The sequence below is a fragment of the Mycobacterium toneyamaense genome (genome assembly GCF_055384815.1).
This window is the reverse complement of sequence record NZ_AP040333.1, coordinates 3095422-3112800: the sequence shown is the minus strand read 5'-3', so window position 1 is coordinate 3112800 and position 17379 is coordinate 3095422. Positions and strand designations below refer to the sequence as shown.

Sequence of the window (17379 nt, the reverse complement as noted above, 5' to 3'; positions counted from 1 at the left end):
GCCGCGTGTTGCGGTAGTGCCGGTTACCCTGGCGGGCATGCGACTTCCGGTGGTCCTCGCGGCATGTGCCCTGGTTGCGGGTTGTGCCGCCACGTCAGACCAGCACGGACGGCCCGGCGTGGCGATCTCGGAGCCATCGCTGTCGGCCACCGCACCAACGAGTCGTCCGCCGGCTCCGACGCCGAAAGCCGCACCCACGACGCCGCCGCCCGCGGGCGCCCCCGTCGCCGACGTGATCGCCTGGGTCGAGGCCGGTACCCCGGCCGACCCGGCGGGGTTCCACACCGCGACACGCGACGGTACGCCCACCGATCTGGGTACCGACATCGCGTTCACCACCGCCTCCGGGGCGAACTGCATGACCGACAAGAGTTTCAACGGCACGCTGGCCTGCCTGACACACCTGAAGTCCCCGCCACCACAACCGGCCGATACCTATGGCCACTGGGTGGGCGGCTGGGTCGACTTCGAGGGGCCGACAGCGGAAGTCGGTTCCGTGCACGGAGATCCGGGACGATTCAACAAGGGCACCGGCCCCAAGCTCAAAGACGGCCAGAGCCTGCGGTTCGGCGACTACCAATGCCGCGCCGACGCCACCGGGCCGGTCTGCGTGAACTACGCGCGCCGCACCGCAGTCCGGTTCAGTGATGCCGGCATCCAGACCTTCGGCTGCCTGACTCCGGTGCTCCCGGCACCCGAGGGCGTGGGGCTGAAGTTCGCCTGCACCACTGCCTGAGGGTCAATTCGCCGCGGCGACAGTCGCTTTCGGTTCGTGGACCGTCGGACCCGGATCCGTTGCGTAGAGCGCCTCGATCTCGGCTGCGTACTTCTCGACGACAGGCCGCCAACTCAGGTGCAGCGAGACGCGAAATCCGCAGGGCGCTAAACGTTTTGGCCGAAACGTTCAGCTCGAATGATGGCGTATGGTCGGAACGATGGGAATAGCTGTCACGTCGCTGACGCCTGTGGAACGGACCGCCCTGCTCACCGTGTACGCGAGGGCCCTCGACAGCCGGCGGCCCCGACCGATTCTCGGGGACACCTGGGCAGATGCCGCAGTGGCGGCCATCGACTACGACTTCGCCGCACTCGGGGTCCAGACCAGCGTGGTCTGCCAGACCGCGCTGCGCGCCAAGATGCTCGACGACCGCGTAGCTGCATTCCTCGCATCCCATCCCGATGCGGTCGTGGTCGATCTGGGCGGGGGCCTCGACAGCGGCTTCTATCGGGTCGCACCGCCGCCGACGGTCGACTGGTACACCGTCGACCTGGCGGGCATCTCCGCGCTTCGCGAGGAGCTGTTGCCGGCGAATCCGCACTGCCATACGGTGGTGGCATCGGTGGCCGAAACAGACTGGGCCGCAGGGATTCCCGCAGACCGGCCCACCATGCTCGTGGCGGACGGTCTGTTCGCGTTCCTCACCGAGCCCGTCATAGCCGGTGTGTTCCGCAGCGTCACCGAACATTTCCACCACGGCGAGCTGGCGTTCAACGATTACGGACAGTTCGGGCCGATCAGCCTCGCGGCGTTCAAGTACCTGCCGCAGAAGATGTTCAAAGACGTCGGCAGCCAACTGGGTTACGCGGGTTTCAAAGACGCCCGGCACCCCTTGACCTGGAATCCCCGAATGCACCTCATCGAAGAAGCCAGCCTGGCCCACCAGCCCGAGGTTGACCTGTTTCCCCGGGTGCTGCGGATCGCCACCCGGCTGACGGGGCGCACCCGCGCCGGTGCCCGGAAAGCCCGGATCCTGCGTTACGGCTTCTGAGCAGCGACTACCCGCCCAGGCAGCCCGGACCCAGCAGCGCCTTCAGGTCGCCCATCAACGCCGACGACGGTGTCACGCGCAGCGTCTGGTCCAGTTCCAGGGTGGTGATCCGGTCGCCACTGATGAGCCGCAGATGCACCTGAGAGGTGCCCGGATGGTGGGCCAGCACCTGTTTGAGCGCGCTGACCTTCTCCGGGGTGCACTGCCGGGTCGGCAGGCTCACTGCGAGCGGGCGGTCGGCCTGTGCATTCGAAAAGTCCGGCACCACAAGGTCACTGGCGAAGATCGACACCCGCTCGTCCTCGACCCGGGCCTTGCCGCTCACCAGCACGATGGCGTCGTCCATGATGTCGGCGCCGAACACCGCGTAGGTCTTCGGGAAGAAGTTCACGGTGACCGAACCGTTGAGATCTTCCAATTGCGCTGAGGCCCAGGGCAATCCCTGCTTGTTGACCCGCCGCACCACGCCCGCCAGGATGCCGCCGATGCGGACCTGGGAGTCGTTGGCGACAGCGCCTTCGAGGATGGCCGGAATCTGGGTGTCCACCTGCGCATTGAGCAGGTGCGCGACACCGTTGAGCGGGTGGCCCGAAACGTACAGACCCAGCATCTCGCGTTCCAGGGCGAGCTTGTGCTTGTCGTCCCACTCGTCGTCGGGCACCTTGATGGTGAAGGCCGCATCGCCGGCATCCCCGGCGTCACCGCCGCCGAACAGATCGAACTGGCCCATGGCCTCGGCCTTCTTGGTGCCGAGCACCGAGTCGACCGCGTCGGCGTGCACCAGGAACAGGCCCTTGCGGGCATGGCCCAGCGAGTCGAAAGCGCCTGCCTTGACCAGAGATTCGGTGACCCGCTTGTTGCAGGCCGTGATGTCGATCTTGCTGAGGTAGTCGGAGAAGTCGGTGTATTTCCCCTTCTCGGTGCGGGCCGCGATGATCGACTGCACCACGTTGGCGCCGACGTTGCGCACACCGCCCAGCCCGTAGCGGATGTCCTTGCCGACCGAGGCGAAGTTGTGCACCGACTCGTTGACATCCGGCGGCAGCACCGTGATGCCCAGGCGGCGGCAATCCGCCAGGTATATCGCGGCCTTGTCCTTGTCGTCACCGACCGAGGTCAGCAGACCCGCCATGTACTCGGCCGGATAGTTGGCCTTGAGATACGCCGTCCAGAACGACACCAGGCCGTAGCCGGCCGCGTGCGACTTGTTGAACGCGTAGCCGGCGAACGGCAGGACCGTGTCCCACAGCGCGGTGATCGCGGCCTGCGAGAAGCCGTTCTGCTTCATGCCGTCGGCGAACCCGCCGTAGGCCTCGTCGAGGATTTCCTTCTTTTTCTTACCCATCGCGCGACGCAGCAGGTCTGCTTGACCGAGCGAGTAGCCCGCGACCTTCTGCGCGATGTGCATGATCTGCTCTTGGTAGACGATCAAACCGTAAGTCTCGGAAAGGATGTCGCGCAGCGGCTCTTCGAGCTCCGGGTGGATGGGCTTGATCTCCTGCAGCCCGTTCTTACGCTTGGCGTAGTCGGTGTGCGCATCCACACCCATCGGACCCGGCCGGTACAGCGCCAGGACGGCCACGATGTCCTCGAAGCCGGTCGGCCGCATCAGTTTCAGCAGATCGCGCATCGCCGAACCGTCGAGCTGGAACACCCCGAGCGTGTCGCCGCGCGCCAGCAGCTCGTAGGTTTTCGGGTCGTCAAGGCTCAGGTGGTCGAGATCCAGATCGATGCCACGGTTGGCCTTGATGTTCTCCAGCGCGTCACCGATGACGGTGAGGTTGCGCAGGCCCAGGAAGTCCATTTTCAGCAGGCCGATGGCCTCACACGACGGGTAGTCCCAGCCGGTGATGATGGCGCCGTCCTGGGCGCGCTTCCACATCGGGATGGCGTCGATGAGCGGCTCGGAGCTCATGATCACCGCGCAGGCGTGCACACCCGCGTTGCGGACCAGGCCCTCCAGGCCGCGCGCGGTCTCGTAGATGGTGCGGACGTCGGGGTCGGTGTCGATCAGCGCGCGGACCTCGGCGGCTTCCTTGTACCGCTCGTGGTTGGGGTCGGTGATGCCCGCCACCGAGATGTCCTTGGCCATGATCGGCGGCGGCAGGGCCTTGGTGATGCGGTCGGCGATGGCGAAGCCCGGCTGCCCGTAGTGGACTCGGGCCGAATCCTTCAGCGCGGCTTTGGTTTTGATGGTACCGAAGGTGATGACCTGGGCGACGCGGTCACTGCCCCACTTCTCGCTGGCGTACCGCACCATCTCGCCGCGGCGGCGGTCGTCGAAGTCGATGTCGATATCGGGCATCGACACGCGCTCGGGGTTGAGGAACCGCTCGAACAGCAGACCGTGCGGGATGGGGTCGATGTTGGTGATGCCCATCGCCCAGGCCACCAGCGAACCGGCGGCCGAACCGCGGCCCGGGCCGACCCAGATGCCGACCTCGCGCGCGTGGCTGATGAGGTCACCGACGACGAGGAAGTACGCCGGGAAGCCCATCTGCACGATGACGCTGATCTCGTACTCGGCGCGGTCGAGGTACTCCTGCGGCGGACCGCCCGGGAAGCGCCGGTCCAGGCCACGCAGCACCTCTTTGCGCAGCCAGGTGGCCTGTGTCTCGCCCTCGGGCACCGGGAAGATCGGCATCCGGTCGTGGAACTTCCAGACATCGGCGTAGGACTCGACGCGCTCGGCGATCAGCAACGTCGAATCGCAGGCACCGGGTACCTGGTGATCCCACATGGCCCGCATGTCCTCGGCCGACTTGAGGTAGTAGCCGTCACCGTCGAACTTGAACCGCGTCGGGTCCGACAGTGTCTTACCGGTCTGGATACACAGCAGCGCTTCGTGGTTGTGCGAGGCCTCGCGCGTGACGTAGTGGCAGTCGTTGGTGGCCAGCGGCGGGATGCCCAGCTTCTTGCCGATGTCCAGCAGGCCCTCGCGGACCCGGCGCTCGATCTCGATGCCGTGGTCCATGAGCTCGAGGAAGAAGTTCTCCTTGCCGAAGATCTCCTGCCACTTCGCGGCGGCCTCGATGGCCTCTTTCTCGTGGCCGAGCCGCAGCCGGGTCTGCACCTCACCCGACGGGCAGCCCGTGGTGGCGATGATGCCGGTGGAATGCTCGGCGATGATCTCCGCGTCCATCCGGGACCACTTGCCGAGCTGCCCTTCGAACGACGCCAGCGACGACAGCTTGAACAGGTTCCGCAGACCGGTCGCGTTCTCCGCGACCATCGTCATGTGGGTGTACGAACCGCTACCCGAGACGTCGTCGCTCTTCTGGCTCGGATCACCCCACGTGATGCGCTTGGTGTTGAAGCGCGACGCCGGCGCGATGTACGCCTCGATGCCGATGATCGGCTTGATGCCCTCTTTGGTGGCGACGTTGTAGAACTCGCTGGCGCCGAACATGTTTCCGTGGTCGGTCATGCCGATGGCAGGCATTCCCAACCGCAGCGCCTCGGCGATCATGGGCTTGACCTTCGCCGCACCGTCCAGCATCGAGTACTCGGTGTGATTGTGGAGGTGCACGAACTGGCTCATAGGGCTGCCAGTCTAAAACGGGCCACCGACACGTCTCGGCGTGTCGCGGGCTGTGTCGTCAGGCCGACTGCGACGCGCCCGTGGCGGCCGCGGGCGCGGGGCCGCCAGCCGGGCCGTCTGCTGTTGCGCCGGGACCCACCAGCAACCCCTTGTGCAACACCTGTTGCAGTTGCTTAGTTACCGCCTCGACGCGGTCTCGATCGGCCACCAGCCCGGCGTAGAACCCGAGCCCCCACACCATGGTGTACAGCAGATCGGCAACAGGGGCCACAGCCGTCCCGGCAGGCAACTCGCCGCGCGCCACGGCGTCGCGCACGGCCTGGTCCATGAATTTGCGGACGGCGGCCTTTGCGTCCCTGCGCGGGGCGGGCAGCCGGTCGGCCTCCAGATAGGAACTCACCAGCAGTGCCACACTGCCCGGTTCATGGACGCCGGCATTGCGGAATTCGGTGACGAGCACCGAAATCTGTGATGGAAGAGTGGATTCCGCGCCGGCGCGGGCGATGCAGAGGTCGATCGTCGTGGCGATCTCGTTCAGCAGGCAGTGGTAGATGTCCTCGCGCGTCTGGAAGTGGTAGTGCAGCGTGGGACGGCTCAACTCCGCGATCTCGGCGATGGCCTGGATGGTGGTGGCGTGGTAGCCACGGACCGCGATCACCTCGCGCGCGGCGCCCAGAATACGCGCCCGTGTCTGTGCCGAATCGGTGCCTGCCGGCCGACCCCGGCGCCGTCCTGCCTTCACTGGGAGAACATCGAGATGCACCATGCCACGTCCTCGCACAGAAGGGGATATTTACGAATTCAGCAAACTCTAAGACATAGCTGATACGTGGTCAACCGCAACCTCGCCATCGGCCGGCCGACTTGCCCCGCGCGGCCCGGCCGTGCGGTCGATTCCGTCCGGTGACCGGCACAGACGGCGTCGTGTCCCGCGGTCGACGGGCGGCCCATTCGGTGACGGCGACGAGTCCCGCTACCTATTTGCCTGAAAATTTGTCGCCGACGTAGAGATCCGGCAACCGAATCGGGCGCCGGATGCGGCCCTCACCCGGCGCCGCATAGTGATGATGTCCACATCGCGGCGGGCGCTGTGCGAATTGAATGCACGGTCGCTCTCTGTATCGTATGAGTCCGTGATCGAGCTCATTAACGTCGCCAAGACTTTTGGCGGGTCCGTTCCCGCACTCCGCGACGTGAGCTTTTCCGTCCCCACGGGCTCTGTGTGTGCGTTGCTGGGACACAACGGCGCCGGCAAGACGACGACGGTCAAGATCCTGTCCACCTTGCTCAAGCCGAGCTCGGGACAGGCGATCGTCGCCGGCTACGACGTGGCAAAGGAACCCGCGAAGGTCCGCCAGTCCATCGGCGTCACCGGACAGGACGCCGCCCTCGACCTCCGGCTGACCGGACGGGAGAACCTCGTCCTGTTCGGGCGCCTGCGCGGCCTGCGCCGCGGCGAAGCCCGCAGCCGGGCCGACGAACTGATCACCCAATTCGACATGGGGCACGCCGCGGACCGCCAGGTGAGCGGGTACTCCGGTGGCATGCGCCGCCGGATCGACATCGCGGTGTCCCTCGTCGTCCCGCCGAAGGTGCTGTTCCTCGACGAGCCGACCACCGGCCTGGACCCGCGCAGCCGCCGCGACGTGTGGAATCTGGTGTCCTCGATGAAGGCTCAGGGCATCACCGTCCTCCTGACGACGCAGTATCTGGAGGAGGCCGACATCCTCAGCGATTCCATCGTCATCCTCAACGGCGGTCAGATCGTCGCCCGCGGGACGGCCGATGAGCTCAAGCGCCAGACCGGCTCGAGCTACTGCGAGATGACGCCCCTCAACCCGGACGACCTGCCGCGCATCGCCACGGCCCTGGCGGATTTCGACGAGATCGAGGTCGACACCGACGCGACGACGGTGTCCGTCCCGGCGCCGGGCGGCGTCGCGACGCTGACCGAGGTCTTCCGCCGGATGGACGAGATCGGCGTCGAACTCATCGACATCTCGCTGCGCCGGCCCTCACTCGACGAGGTGTTCCTCCACCTCACCACCCCGGCGACCACGGCATGAACGCGCCGACAATTCTTACTGCCCGAATCGTCAGCCGAAGTCGGGTAGATTTGATCTTCGCAGCGGTGGCTCCGTTGCTGGGCTTAATTGGCCTAACCTTGTTGCTGCGCGATGTGATCAACACCGGCGGAATGAGTTACGCGCAGTACGTACTGCCTGCCGTGGTTGTTCAGGCTATGTTATTTGGGGCGCTCACCACCACCGATCGGGCGGCGCACGAAAAGGCCAGTGGTATGGGTGTTCGACTACGCACTCTCCCCATTTCCCAATACGCGCCACTCTTGGCCCGAATGAGCTACTGCATCATACGTGGCGCACTCGCGACAGTTGCATCAATCGCTGCAGCATCAGTGTTCGGATTCCGATTCGCTGGCGGCATTGGCTATGTGGCAGCGTTTTTCGGTCTGGCTCTCACTCTCACCTTGGCGCTGTCGCTGGGCGCCGACGCGACAGGCAGTAAGGCTGGTCGGACCGAAGTTGCCAGCCAGTTACTTATGGTGCCCCAGCTGCTATTGGTCCTGCTTTCGACCGGACTCGCTCCGCTGGGATCGTTCCCCACTTGGGTACAACCCTTTGTCCGTTACCAACCCATTTCTCAGATCACCGAAACGCTGCGCGGCCTCACCAGCGGTCACGTGCACCAAGGCAATCTGCTCGTCAGCCTCGCATGGTGCGTTGGGCTTCTCATTGTCTTCGGCATGTTCGCACTCCGGTTGCAAAGGCGGGCCCAGTGAATACCCAATCAACGCGGCAATTTTCGCTGTTAACCGAAAGTTGGATATTCGCCAGCCGGTTGCTCATACAGTGGCGGCGCTACCCAACCGTGCCCCTTCAAGCGCTGCTGTTTCCCACGGTTCTATTGGTCGCCTATAGTCTGCTAGTCGGAACCTCGATGACCCGCCTCACCGGCAACAGCGGCCTTGACGTACTGATCCCGGTGTGCGCGGTTGCGGGTGCCATGTCCGGTTGTGTGGGCGCCGGGATGACTATGCCTCATGATCGAGAGAGCGGCCTGCTCACCCGGCTGTGGATCATGCCCGTCCGAAGAGCGAGCGCGCTGATCGGGACGCTGCTCGCCGAATCCATGCGCACTTTCGCCGGGAGCGCACTTATCCTGGCAACTGGCTATGCACTCGGCTTCCGATTTGGCGGCAACATCATCGAACTGCTCGCATACCTCGCTGTTCCGAGTCTCGTAGTCGTCGTCTATGCGATGATCGTGATCACGTTGGCATTACACGACCAAGGCCGCACAATCCTGGCATGGGTAGGTACTGCCAGCATGGGTTTAGCGTTCGCAGCGATCATTCCGGTCGCCAAACTCCCGGCGTTACTGCGTCCCCTTGCCCAATATCAGCCCGTCGCCCCGGCTATTCAGGCCATGAGCCAGCTGTCGCAAGGCGCTGGCGCATTCTGGCTGCCACTCGCGGCTTCCGTTGCTTGGATCGTTGTTCTCAGCGCGCTGTTCGGCCCCCTTGCCGCGCGTAACTACCGGCAAGCTGCTGAGACAGGACAGCTTGGCGACTGATTCCAGTCGCTATCTGACCTGACGGGTCAAGTCAGATAGCGCCAGCCGCACTTGGTCCACCACTCACGGTCCAGGCAGAGCCGGCCGTCGATCACGGTGGTACGACGCACGATGGCACTGAGTTCAGCCGGGTTAATCTCGGTGAACTCAGACCACTCGGTCAATACCAGGACGACGTCGGCATTCTCGCATGCGCCACGAACCGAGTTCGCGTACGAAAGCGTCGGAAACACTCTGCGGGAGTTCTCAATCGCCTTCGGGTCGTACACCGTGACCGAAGCACCCTGCAGCTGTAGTTGACCAGCGACATTAAGTGCAGGCGAGTCACGGACGTCATCAGAATCCGGTTTGAACGCCGAGCCCAGGATCGCGATGTTCGCACCCAGGAGCGACCCGTTGCAGGCAGCTCTAGTGACCTCGACCATACGTGTACGACGCCGCATGTTGACGTTGTCCACTTCACGCAAGAACATTAGGGCCTCCGAGGCGCCTAGTTCGCCAGCACGCGCCATAAAAGCCCGGATGTCCTTGGGAAGGCAGCCGCCGCCAAAGCCTAGACCCGCGTTGAGAAAACGGCGGCCGATGCGCGCGTCATAACCGATCGCGTCGGCGACTGCTCTCACATCCGCGCCTACAGCATCGCATACCTCGGCGATCGCATTGATGAAGGAGATCTTGGTAGCCAGAAAGGCGTTGGCGGATACCTTGACCAGTTCGGCGGTCTCCGGGTCCGTCACGATGAACGGTGTATCCCGCTCAAGAATCGTGGCATACACCTCGCGGGTCAGTGTCTCAGCCCGGCCACCTTCGGTACGGCCCAACACAATCCGATCCGGGGTCAATGTGTCATGCACGGCATAGCCTTCGCGGAGGAACTCAGGGTTCCAGGCGATTTCGATCTCGCCCTCCGTGGACAGAGCGCGGGCTCGGTCAACGAGCTTCGCGCATGTGCCCACGGGCACAGTGGATTTGCCGAGGATCAACACCTCGCTGCGCACTAGCGGAGCGAGTCCATCGATAACAGCTTCGACGTATCGCAAGTCTGCAGCCGATTCGCCCTTCTTCTGTGGGGTACCGACCGCGATGAAGTACAGCGCCCCCCAATCCGCAGCGTCCTGATAGCTGGTGGTGATACGCAAAAGGCCGGATTCCAGGTGCTTTTTCAGCAGCGCCGCCAGTCCAGGCTCGTAGAACGGCACTTCGCCATTCGCAAGCTTGGCAACCTTGTCGTGATCTACCTCGACCCCGAGCACCTCGTGGCCCAATTCAGCCATACACACAGCGTGGGTGAGTCCGAGGTACCCCATACCGAATACTGTCAGCCGCACGACTGATCTCCTTGCTTCTGCTTGCTGTCATCGAGGTATAGCGAGCCCTGAGGGCCGAGCTCGCCCGACGCGCGCTTCCAATTGCCAGCTAACACGGCCGATCGCTGTGAGGCTACCGTACGACCGACGTCGAACTGCCGAAGCGCATTGTCTGCTGACCACACCTCACAGCTTGTCGCGAGGTGGTGGTCAGTCGGATGGTAGGTTTGCGCATGGCGCGAGAGGCCACAGAGAGGCCATGCAACGGTTTGCCCGGCGGCGTCGTTGGCACCCCGAAACATTTTGGCGTAGGCGTCATTTGAGACGCAGTACGGAAGGGACACTAACCGTAATGTCGAACGAGTTGCCGGTCATTGCCGCGATTCCCAACTACAACATGGGCCACCACCTACGCAAGCTCCTGCCACAGGTGCTGGTACAGGGCTACGACCGCATATATGTGTTCGATGACGGGTCCACTGATGACAGTGTCGAGGTGGTCAAGGAGTTTGGCGGTCAGGTGCAGATGATCGTCGCCCCGCAAAACCAGGGCTGCACAGCGAACCGCAATCAAGTCCTCAAGGTGATCGATGGCGACGAGCTCATCCACTTCATCGATGCCGACATGGATCTGGAGACCGAGAACATCGCCGACGTGGCGCGCCAGGTTGCCGCTCGCTACGTCGACAAGGGCGTGGGTGCGATAGGCGGGCTGGTAAGCCGCACCGACGGAAGTCAGGAACCTTACAATTTCGGCCCAGCGTTTTGTTTGCACACGCACATGACGGCGATTCCCCCAGTCCTCGACCGGATCCGCAACCGTCCCAAATTGGCCCGCACGATTCAGCAGGCGGTCCGGCCAATCGTCAAGAACTATCCGAACGTGCTGGATGCACCAACAGCTCAGGAGACTTTCTGGCTGCACGAGGGCAACATGCTGATCTATGCCGATGCGTACAAATCGATCGGCGGCTATGACATCAACATGCGCAACCATGGGGCTCAGGATCTGGCGATCCGATTGGAGAAGAAGGGCATCAAACGCTGGTTCGACCCTTCAATCGAAGTGGTCCACCACTACATCGATGTGCGCGGTAAGAAACGTAAGAAGCAACAGTACGAATCTCTGCGTTACCTGCTCGGAAAGCATGGGTTCAAAGCCTGGGTCACGGGTAACTATCGCTGACGTGGCTTAACATGCAACTTGCTCGGGCGCTTGCGACATGAACAACCGATATTTCCGAGAGGCGGGTACTTTCGTAGCGTGGTGACCCCGTGATGGGACAACCCCGGTTTGGTTGTCTCTTGAACTGTGAGGATCCGTCCTCAGTGAAACGATCAACCTCTTGCCACAGCCGTTCCCGCCAAGCTTCGAGTCGACGCTACCGCAGTGGCCCGCACCGGCGGAGCCTCTGGCCGGTAACCTTGCCGATGACGGCGTGCCCGTCGAGGCGAACCTGCCGGTTCTTAGGGTCTCCATCCAGGCGATCTATAGTTGGCACAAAAGCGCCTGTGACGCAGCGAATTTGGGGCGATGTGCACTTGATCAACGCCGCCCGCGACATCGACGCCGACGACCAAGCCTTCGGATACTGATTCACTGCCGACCAATTACCAGGGCGCGGAATCCGCGCTGGCAAGAACCGGCAGCGCGGTTATGCTCCCAGGAGCGCATCTGGTCAAGCTTCGTCAAGAAGCGTGGCCTGAACTCTCAACTCGGTCCTGCGCCATCAAAGGCGTCTACTTCAACTCCTATTGTGGGCCACTCGACCTTATCGCGGATAAGTTCTCGCCGACGGTAGCCGCTTTGAATCAGGCTGTGTCATCGTACTCGCCGGTCGCGACGATCACTATTCAGCCCGCGGTTTGGCTTTACCCTCCTGGGACCCGAAGACCTCGCAGATGGGGTCGACGCAATCCATCGGGAGTCGCGGCACGATTTCGCAAAAATCGGCACATCAAGTGCAGGTGCGACCCTAGAATGGAGGTCGTGCACCACCGCGGACATGTCCGTGGTAAGAAATTGTACATAGGGGGATAAATGCATTCTGCCGAATATTGGGTATTTAAAGCACGTCAAAACTGGTCTAAATTGTCGGTACCCGATAATCCGCATTTCGACAGCGCCGAATCGACTAAATGGTTTATTGACCAACTGAATAATGCGAAGTCGTATCTTGAGTACGGCACCGGCGGATCAACCATCCAAGCCGCCAGTCGCGGCGTCAACATGGTGTGAGTCGAGTCCGACCCCAACTTCCTCCGTCTCGTCGGCGCAAAAATTGCGGCAGCCGGACTTGAAAGCGAAAACCAACAACTGGTATACGCGGATATAGGCCGCACGGGCCCTTGGGGACGGCCATACGGCCACGCAGATGAGCAGCGCCTAGCACTGTACCGACGCTATTCGGATCCGCGATTCATAAATGTGCCACCAGATTTGGTGTTAGTAGACGGGCGCTTTCGAGTGGCTTGCGCCGCGAAATGCTTTAACCTGCTACGGGATACACACGGGTGGCAAGTCGTCGTCGACGACTACATCAACAGACCGCATTACCACATTCTGGAGAATGTGGCAGAATTCTTCCCGGTCGGTCGGATGGCGGTCTTCACGAAAGTAAAATCGAATGCCGACTTAAACGCCGTGATCGACGTCTGGGAGACCGAACCTGAGTAAGAACGTTCGGCGCACTACCAACCGCGATTAGCGGCGTCCCGCAACATTTACTACCTGAATCAACTATCACCCTCGTAATTCAAGCGTTGACCTCCTCTGGCAGTGAACACTAGCCGTAGGCAAAGCAGATGCTGCTACCAGCGGACGAGCCGGTATACGTCAGCGCCGCCTAACAGTTGGTTGGCGCCCAGATGCGCGGAAGCATAGCCGCGATCGGCGAACTTCTGGAGTATTTCATTCCGCTTCGCAATTGAATTCCCATACGGGTCCGCCGGCAAGACCCTACTCACGTAATAGACGTGTCGATTCGAGAGGCTGGACAGATCCGGAAAATGGTTGATCAATTCGTCCTGGCTGGCTACGAAAGTCACCGCGTCAGGCGGAACCGACCACAATGTCGGCGGTACAACTCCACGCCGATCCGAATCGATCACGATCGCGGCGTCGGATGCCGGCACTAGCGCGGTTGTCTGCGTGTAGCGATAGCCGGCGTGCACGGTAGCCAGCGTTACCCCGACAAACTGGAATACGAGGAGCACCGACAGCACCACAGCCACCACGTGCGAACGCCGCGCCGACACCGCAAGCCCGACGAATAGAAATGGGGTGATGAAGTACAAATAGAGCGGACGCATGGAATGCACCGGGCTGATGAAAGAGACGTACAGCGCGATGATGGCCAGCCAGCAACTGAAGAACATCTGCAATGGCACTGCCGACGCAGTCGGAACGAATTCATGCCAGCCGCCGTGACGACGCACCACCCACTTGGCGGCGATCCACAGAATCGGCGAGACCACCACCACTGTCAGGACACCGCCCACGACGGCGCCGATCTCGACACCGTACGACTGGTACGCGGGATCGATCGGCGCAAACGCCTCGTACAGCGGGCCGAGCAACGCCACGATCCGGACCCCGAGCATGGGCCAGGAAAAATGCTGTGCCTGTTCCCCGCCACGGTGGAATGACTCCCAGAACCCCGGGTTTCCCATGCCGAACGCGCTGACGGCGACGACGCCGACGGCGACCAGACCGGCAAACTCCCAGTACCGCCGGCGGGCCACGATGGCGACACCGACGAGCAGCAAGGCAAACCCGGCAGGGACGACGAACAAGTACTGAGTCAGCAGGCCCAAGGCAATGACAGGGGCAAGTGCGACCAGGTAACCGAATTTGTGGCGGGTGAACCACAAGCAGACGAACAACAACAGTAGCGTCGACCACAAGCCGAGCAACGCATACTGGCGAATAGCGACCGCGCTCGCTCGGACCGCCATGGAGAGTGCCCACGTCAACACAGCGGCCGCACCTAAGAAGGTGGGGATCTCGAGCACCCGGCACACCGCAAAGAGCAGCAGTGCCGTCATGACAACAAGCACAACGTTCAGCATGGCTGCGGCCGGGATCGAGACACCGAAAAACGAGAACCAGATGTGCAGCAGCCAGAAATACAAAGGCGGATGGATGTCAAAATGCGCCAGATCGGTGCGAATCCGGTCGAAACATCCCGGATTCCGCAGACTCCAATAGTCCTGCCAGGTCTGCACAGATACCCATTGACCAATGGGAATGAATTGCGAATAGCGCCCCTGATTGCAAGTCGCCGACAGCATGGTGATCGCGTCATCGTGAGACAGCGAAGTCGACACCATCGCGCGTACCACCAAGAGCACGATCAATGCGACGACGAGCCAAACCGCCACCGCGGGCGTCAGCCGATACGCCGCAAATCTCCCGAACAAGCGTTCACACCGTTGGCGTCCACCCTCGTAACGCGTGCTCAAATTGGCGCTCCCCTGATAACCGGCCATGCCCTGACCCGAATCTCCCAGACGACGACAGTACCCGTCCGACCCGTCCGGCTACCGCCTGAGCGCGCCGCCCGGACGATGTGTGAGGCACTGCTTTCGGCCTACCGCTATCGACCGATATGCCGTCGTCTCATCGCCCAAGAGTCTCTTCAGGGCAATGACGACAGAGCAACTACCGGATCGACGGCGACGGCCGAATTGCCACCGACCCTCCTGCCGATCGCGCTGCCGGTGAGCACTGCCAGCGCCAGCCAGATCAGCACGAAGCCTGCCCACCGGCCCACCGGCATCGGCTCATGCCCGACGATGACGCCCCACGCCATCTGCAACGCCGGCGTCAGGTACTGCAGCAGGCCCATGGTGACCAGCAGAAGCCGTTGCGCCGCACCGGCGAACATCAGCAACGGCAGCGCCGTCACCGGGCCGCACAACATCATCAGAAGTGTGTGGCCCGCGCCCAGCGCGGGAACCGTCGCCTGCCCCGCAATGGTGAGGACGACAAGGTAGGCCAACGCGAACGGCGCGGCCACCCCGGCTTCGACGCCGACACTGACCCGCGGGTCAGCGCGCACGACCTTCTTGACCGCGCCGTACACACCGAAGGACACCGCCACGCCGAGGCCGATCACCGGGATTTCACCGGTCTGCACCGCCAGTACGATCACCGCGGCCACGGCGATGGCCAGCGCCGCCGCCTGCGCGCGATTCAACCGCTCACCGAACAGCGCAACGCCGAGCGCCACGCTCACCAGCGGGTTGATGAAATAGCCCAGCGCAGCGTCGACCACGTGGCCGTTGTTGACCGCGTAGATGTAGATGCCCCAGTTCAGCGAGATCAGCGCCGACGCACACACCAGCAGTCCCCAGGTGCGGCCCGACAACCGGCGCAGGTCACCCAGGCGGCGACCGACGGCCAGCACCACGAACATCAGCAGCACCGTCCACACGATGCGATGGGCCAGCACCTCGAAGGCACTCGCCGGCTTCAGCAGCGGGAAGAACGCGGGAAACAGACCCCACGAGCCGTAGGCGCCGAGCCCGAGCAGCAATCCCCGGTTCTGGTTCGAAGTGGCCGTCGCGGTAGTGGTCACTGCCGATGCAACACATCCAGAGCGTGCTGCAATTCCGCCGGGTACTCACTGGTGATCTCGACCCACCTGCCGTCGGCCGGATGGGCGAACCCCAGCGAGCGCGCATGCAGCCACTGCCGATCGAGCCCGAGCTTCTTCGCCAGCGTCGGATCGGCGCCATAGGTCAGGTCACCGCAACACGGGTGGTGCAGTGCGGAGAAATGCACCCGGATCTGGTGGGTACGACCGGTCTCCAGGTGCACGTCCAGCAGGCTGGCCGCCACGAACGCCTCGATGGTGTCGTAGTGCGTGACGCTGTGCCGGCCGCCTTCGGTGACGGCGAACTTCCAGTCGTTGCCCCGGGCACGGCCGATCGGCGCGTCGATGGTGCCGCTGGACGGGTCCGGATGGCCCTGCACCAGCGCGTGGTAGCGCTTCTCCACGGTGCGGTGCTTGAAGGCCCGCTTGAGCACGGTGTACGCCCGCTCGGACAGCGCCACCACCATCACGCCGGATGTGCCGGCGTCCAGCCGGTGCACGATGCCCTGTCGCTCGTGGATGCCCGAGGTGCTGATCCGGAAACCGGCCGCAGCCAGTCCGCCGAGGACCGTCGGGCCGGTCCAGCCCAACGACGCGTGTGCCGCCACCCCGGCCGGCTTGTCCACGGCGACGATGTCATCGTCGGAGTAGAGGATCGCCATGCCCTCGATGTCCTGCGGCGTGTTCTCCAGCGGCGCCGGCGCCTCGGGAAGGCGGACCTCCAGCCAGGAGCCCGCGACAAGCTTGTCCGACTTCGCCGCCGGCGCACCGTCGATATCGACGCCACCGTCTTCGGCGATCGTGGCCACCGCGGTCCGCGACAACCCGAGAAGGCGAGCCAGGCCCGCGTCCACCCGCATCCCGGCCAGTCCTTCGGGGACCGGCATCGAACGGCTGCTCATCGGCCGGTTTCGGCCTCGTCGGCGGCCGCGGCGGCCGGCGCCGGGGATGCCGGCGAACCCTGTTGCGTATCAGTAGATTCGGCCGAATCTTCGGTTTCCGCCTGCTTGCCTTCGGTGTCGAAGTCGATGCCGAACATCGACAGGCCGACCAGCAACATCGCGCCACACACCACCGCGGAATCAGCGACGTTGAACACCGGCCACCAGCCGACCGAGAGGAAATCGACGACGTGGCCGCGCAGCGGCCCCGGCGAGCGGAAGAACCGGTCCATCAGGTTGCCCACCGCGCCGCCGAGGATCATCCCCAGCCCGAGGGCCCACCACAGCGAGACCAGGCGCCGCCCCATCCAGATGATGCCCAGCACCACGCCGGTGGCGATCAGCGTCAGCACCCAGGTGTACCCGGTCGCCATCGAGAAGGCCGCCCCGGAATTGCGGACCAGCGTCCAGGTGATGGTGTCGCCGATGATCTCGACCGGCTGACCTGGCACCAGAAGCTTCACCGCCAGGACCTTGGTCAGCACATCCAGCCCCAGCACCAGCGCCGCGACCATCAACAGCAGCCGCAGCCGCCGCGGGACGGGCTGGGCCTGCGGCGGCGCGGTCACGGGAGATTCGGCGCTTTCAGCCGTCTCCGGCCCGGTGCCCGAGGTCGCCTCCGGCTCC

Annotated in this window: 14 protein-coding genes and 1 pseudogene; 8 read left to right on the top strand and 7 right to left on the bottom strand. The window is 63.5% G+C overall.

The features are described from left to right. The first annotated feature begins 37 nt into the window (after positions 1-37). Both ACZ5IQ_RS15030 and ACZ5IQ_RS15025 read left to right on the top strand, forming a co-directional pair. Entirely contained in the window at positions 38-736 is a 699-nt protein-coding gene (locus tag ACZ5IQ_RS15030; protein ID WP_464480005.1) for a hypothetical protein, read from the top strand. A 199-nt stretch (positions 737-935) separates the two neighbouring features. Continuing rightward, positions 936-1769, top strand: coding sequence for a class I SAM-dependent methyltransferase (locus ACZ5IQ_RS15025; RefSeq protein ID WP_464480004.1), 834 nt, complete (start codon positions 936-938; stop codon positions 1767-1769). Positions 1770-1776: 7 nt separating this feature from the next. Here ACZ5IQ_RS15025 and dnaE read toward each other — a convergent pair whose 3' ends face one another. Both dnaE and ACZ5IQ_RS15015 read right to left on the bottom strand, forming a co-directional pair. Continuing rightward, positions 1777-5310 (bottom strand): DNA polymerase III subunit alpha, encoded by a 3534-nt coding sequence (gene dnaE, locus ACZ5IQ_RS15020; RefSeq protein WP_212811477.1) that lies wholly within the window; start codon positions 5308-5310, stop codon positions 1777-1779. Between the two features lie 58 nt (positions 5311-5368). Next, positions 5369-6076, bottom strand: coding sequence for a TetR/AcrR family transcriptional regulator (locus ACZ5IQ_RS15015; RefSeq protein ID WP_464480003.1), 708 nt, complete (start codon positions 6074-6076; stop codon positions 5369-5371). 367 nt (positions 6077-6443) lie between these two features. Between ACZ5IQ_RS15015 and ACZ5IQ_RS15010 the strand changes: the two genes are divergently transcribed. Genes ACZ5IQ_RS15010 through ACZ5IQ_RS15000 form a run of 3 tightly spaced genes read left to right on the top strand, consistent with a single transcriptional unit; the run spans position 6444 to position 8904 of the window. Then, positions 6444-7376: an ATP-binding cassette domain-containing protein gene (locus ACZ5IQ_RS15010; protein WP_464480002.1), complete on the top strand. Its 933-nt coding sequence runs from the start codon at positions 6444-6446 to the stop codon at positions 7374-7376. Further along, complete coding sequence (locus ACZ5IQ_RS15005; protein WP_406774530.1) at positions 7373-8110, top strand: ABC transporter permease; 738 nt, start codon at positions 7373-7375, stop codon at positions 8108-8110. Before ACZ5IQ_RS15010 ends, ACZ5IQ_RS15005 begins: the two co-directional genes overlap by 4 nt. Further along, the gene (locus ACZ5IQ_RS15000) at positions 8107-8904 is read left to right on the top strand and encodes an ABC transporter permease (protein WP_346414687.1); all 798 of its coding nucleotides are present in this window, start codon (positions 8107-8109) and stop codon (positions 8902-8904) included. Before ACZ5IQ_RS15005 ends, ACZ5IQ_RS15000 begins: the two co-directional genes overlap by 4 nt. A gap of 26 nt (positions 8905-8930) precedes the next feature. On the opposite strand, the gene ACZ5IQ_RS14995 is transcribed toward ACZ5IQ_RS15000, so the two are convergent. After that, the gene (locus ACZ5IQ_RS14995; RefSeq protein WP_406774528.1) at positions 8931-10232 is read right to left on the bottom strand and encodes a UDP-glucose dehydrogenase family protein; all 1302 of its coding nucleotides are present in this window, start codon (positions 10230-10232) and stop codon (positions 8931-8933) included. Between the two features lie 331 nt (positions 10233-10563). On the opposite strand from ACZ5IQ_RS14995, the gene ACZ5IQ_RS14990 reads away from it, so the two are divergent. The 3 genes and pseudogenes from ACZ5IQ_RS14990 (at position 10564) to ACZ5IQ_RS14980 (ending at position 12450) form a co-directional block, all read left to right on the top strand. Beyond that, the gene (locus tag ACZ5IQ_RS14990; protein ID WP_346414685.1) at positions 10564-11397 is read left to right on the top strand and encodes a glycosyltransferase family 2 protein; all 834 of its coding nucleotides are present in this window, start codon (positions 10564-10566) and stop codon (positions 11395-11397) included. Between the two features lie 208 nt (positions 11398-11605). Next, positions 11606-12060 (top strand): annotated as a pseudogene (locus ACZ5IQ_RS14985) (IS3 family transposase); the annotation flags it as partial. 192 nt (positions 12061-12252) lie between these two features. After that, positions 12253-12450 (top strand): hypothetical protein, encoded by a 198-nt coding sequence (locus ACZ5IQ_RS14980; RefSeq protein ID WP_346414684.1) that lies wholly within the window; start codon positions 12253-12255, stop codon positions 12448-12450. Positions 12451-13022: 572 nt separating this feature from the next. Here ACZ5IQ_RS14980 and ACZ5IQ_RS14975 read toward each other — a convergent pair. The 4 genes from ACZ5IQ_RS14975 to lspA form a co-directional block, all read right to left on the bottom strand. Further along, positions 13023-14702: a glycosyltransferase family 39 protein gene (locus ACZ5IQ_RS14975; protein ID WP_346414682.1), complete on the bottom strand. Its 1680-nt coding sequence runs from the start codon at positions 14700-14702 to the stop codon at positions 13023-13025. Positions 14703-14851: 149 nt separating this feature from the next. Further along, entirely contained in the window at positions 14852-15793 is a 942-nt protein-coding gene (gene rarD / locus ACZ5IQ_RS14970) for an EamA family transporter RarD (protein ID WP_464480001.1), read from the bottom strand. Next, positions 15790-16713 (bottom strand): RluA family pseudouridine synthase, encoded by a 924-nt coding sequence (locus ACZ5IQ_RS14965; RefSeq protein ID WP_061000806.1) that lies wholly within the window; start codon positions 16711-16713, stop codon positions 15790-15792. Before ACZ5IQ_RS14965 ends, rarD begins: the two co-directional genes overlap by 4 nt. Next, positions 16710-17321 carry a signal peptidase II gene (gene lspA / locus ACZ5IQ_RS14960; protein ID WP_464481474.1) on the bottom strand — a complete coding sequence of 204 codons (612 nt, stop codon included), beginning with the start codon at positions 17319-17321 and terminating at the stop codon, positions 16710-16712. The genes ACZ5IQ_RS14965 and lspA overlap by 4 nt, the downstream gene beginning before the upstream one ends. Between the last annotated feature and the right edge of the window lie 58 nt (positions 17322-17379).

Excerpts from the sequence above, each read along its gene's own strand:
- ACZ5IQ_RS14975 (WP_346414682.1), bottom strand. The coding sequence starts at position 14,702 with ATGGCCGGTTATCAGGGGAGCGCCAATTTGAGCACGCGTTACGAGGGT.
- ACZ5IQ_RS15030 (WP_464480005.1), top strand. The coding sequence starts at position 38 with ATGCGACTTCCGGTGGTCCTCGCGGCATGTGCCCTGGTTGCGGGTTGT.
- ACZ5IQ_RS14965 (WP_061000806.1), bottom strand. The coding sequence starts at position 16,713 with ATGAGCAGCCGTTCGATGCCGGTCCCCGAAGGACTGGCCGGGATGCGG.
- ACZ5IQ_RS14990 (WP_346414685.1), top strand. The coding sequence starts at position 10,564 with ATGTCGAACGAGTTGCCGGTCATTGCCGCGATTCCCAACTACAACATG.
- ACZ5IQ_RS15015 (WP_464480003.1), bottom strand. The coding sequence starts at position 6,076 with ATGGTGCATCTCGATGTTCTCCCAGTGAAGGCAGGACGGCGCCGGGGT.
- ACZ5IQ_RS14980 (WP_346414684.1), top strand. The coding sequence starts at position 12,253 with ATGCATTCTGCCGAATATTGGGTATTTAAAGCACGTCAAAACTGGTCT.
- dnaE (WP_212811477.1), bottom strand. The coding sequence starts at position 5,310 with ATGAGCCAGTTCGTGCACCTCCACAATCACACCGAGTACTCGATGCTG.
- ACZ5IQ_RS15025 (WP_464480004.1), top strand. The coding sequence starts at position 936 with ATGGGAATAGCTGTCACGTCGCTGACGCCTGTGGAACGGACCGCCCTG.
- ACZ5IQ_RS15005 (WP_406774530.1), top strand. The coding sequence starts at position 7,373 with ATGAACGCGCCGACAATTCTTACTGCCCGAATCGTCAGCCGAAGTCGG.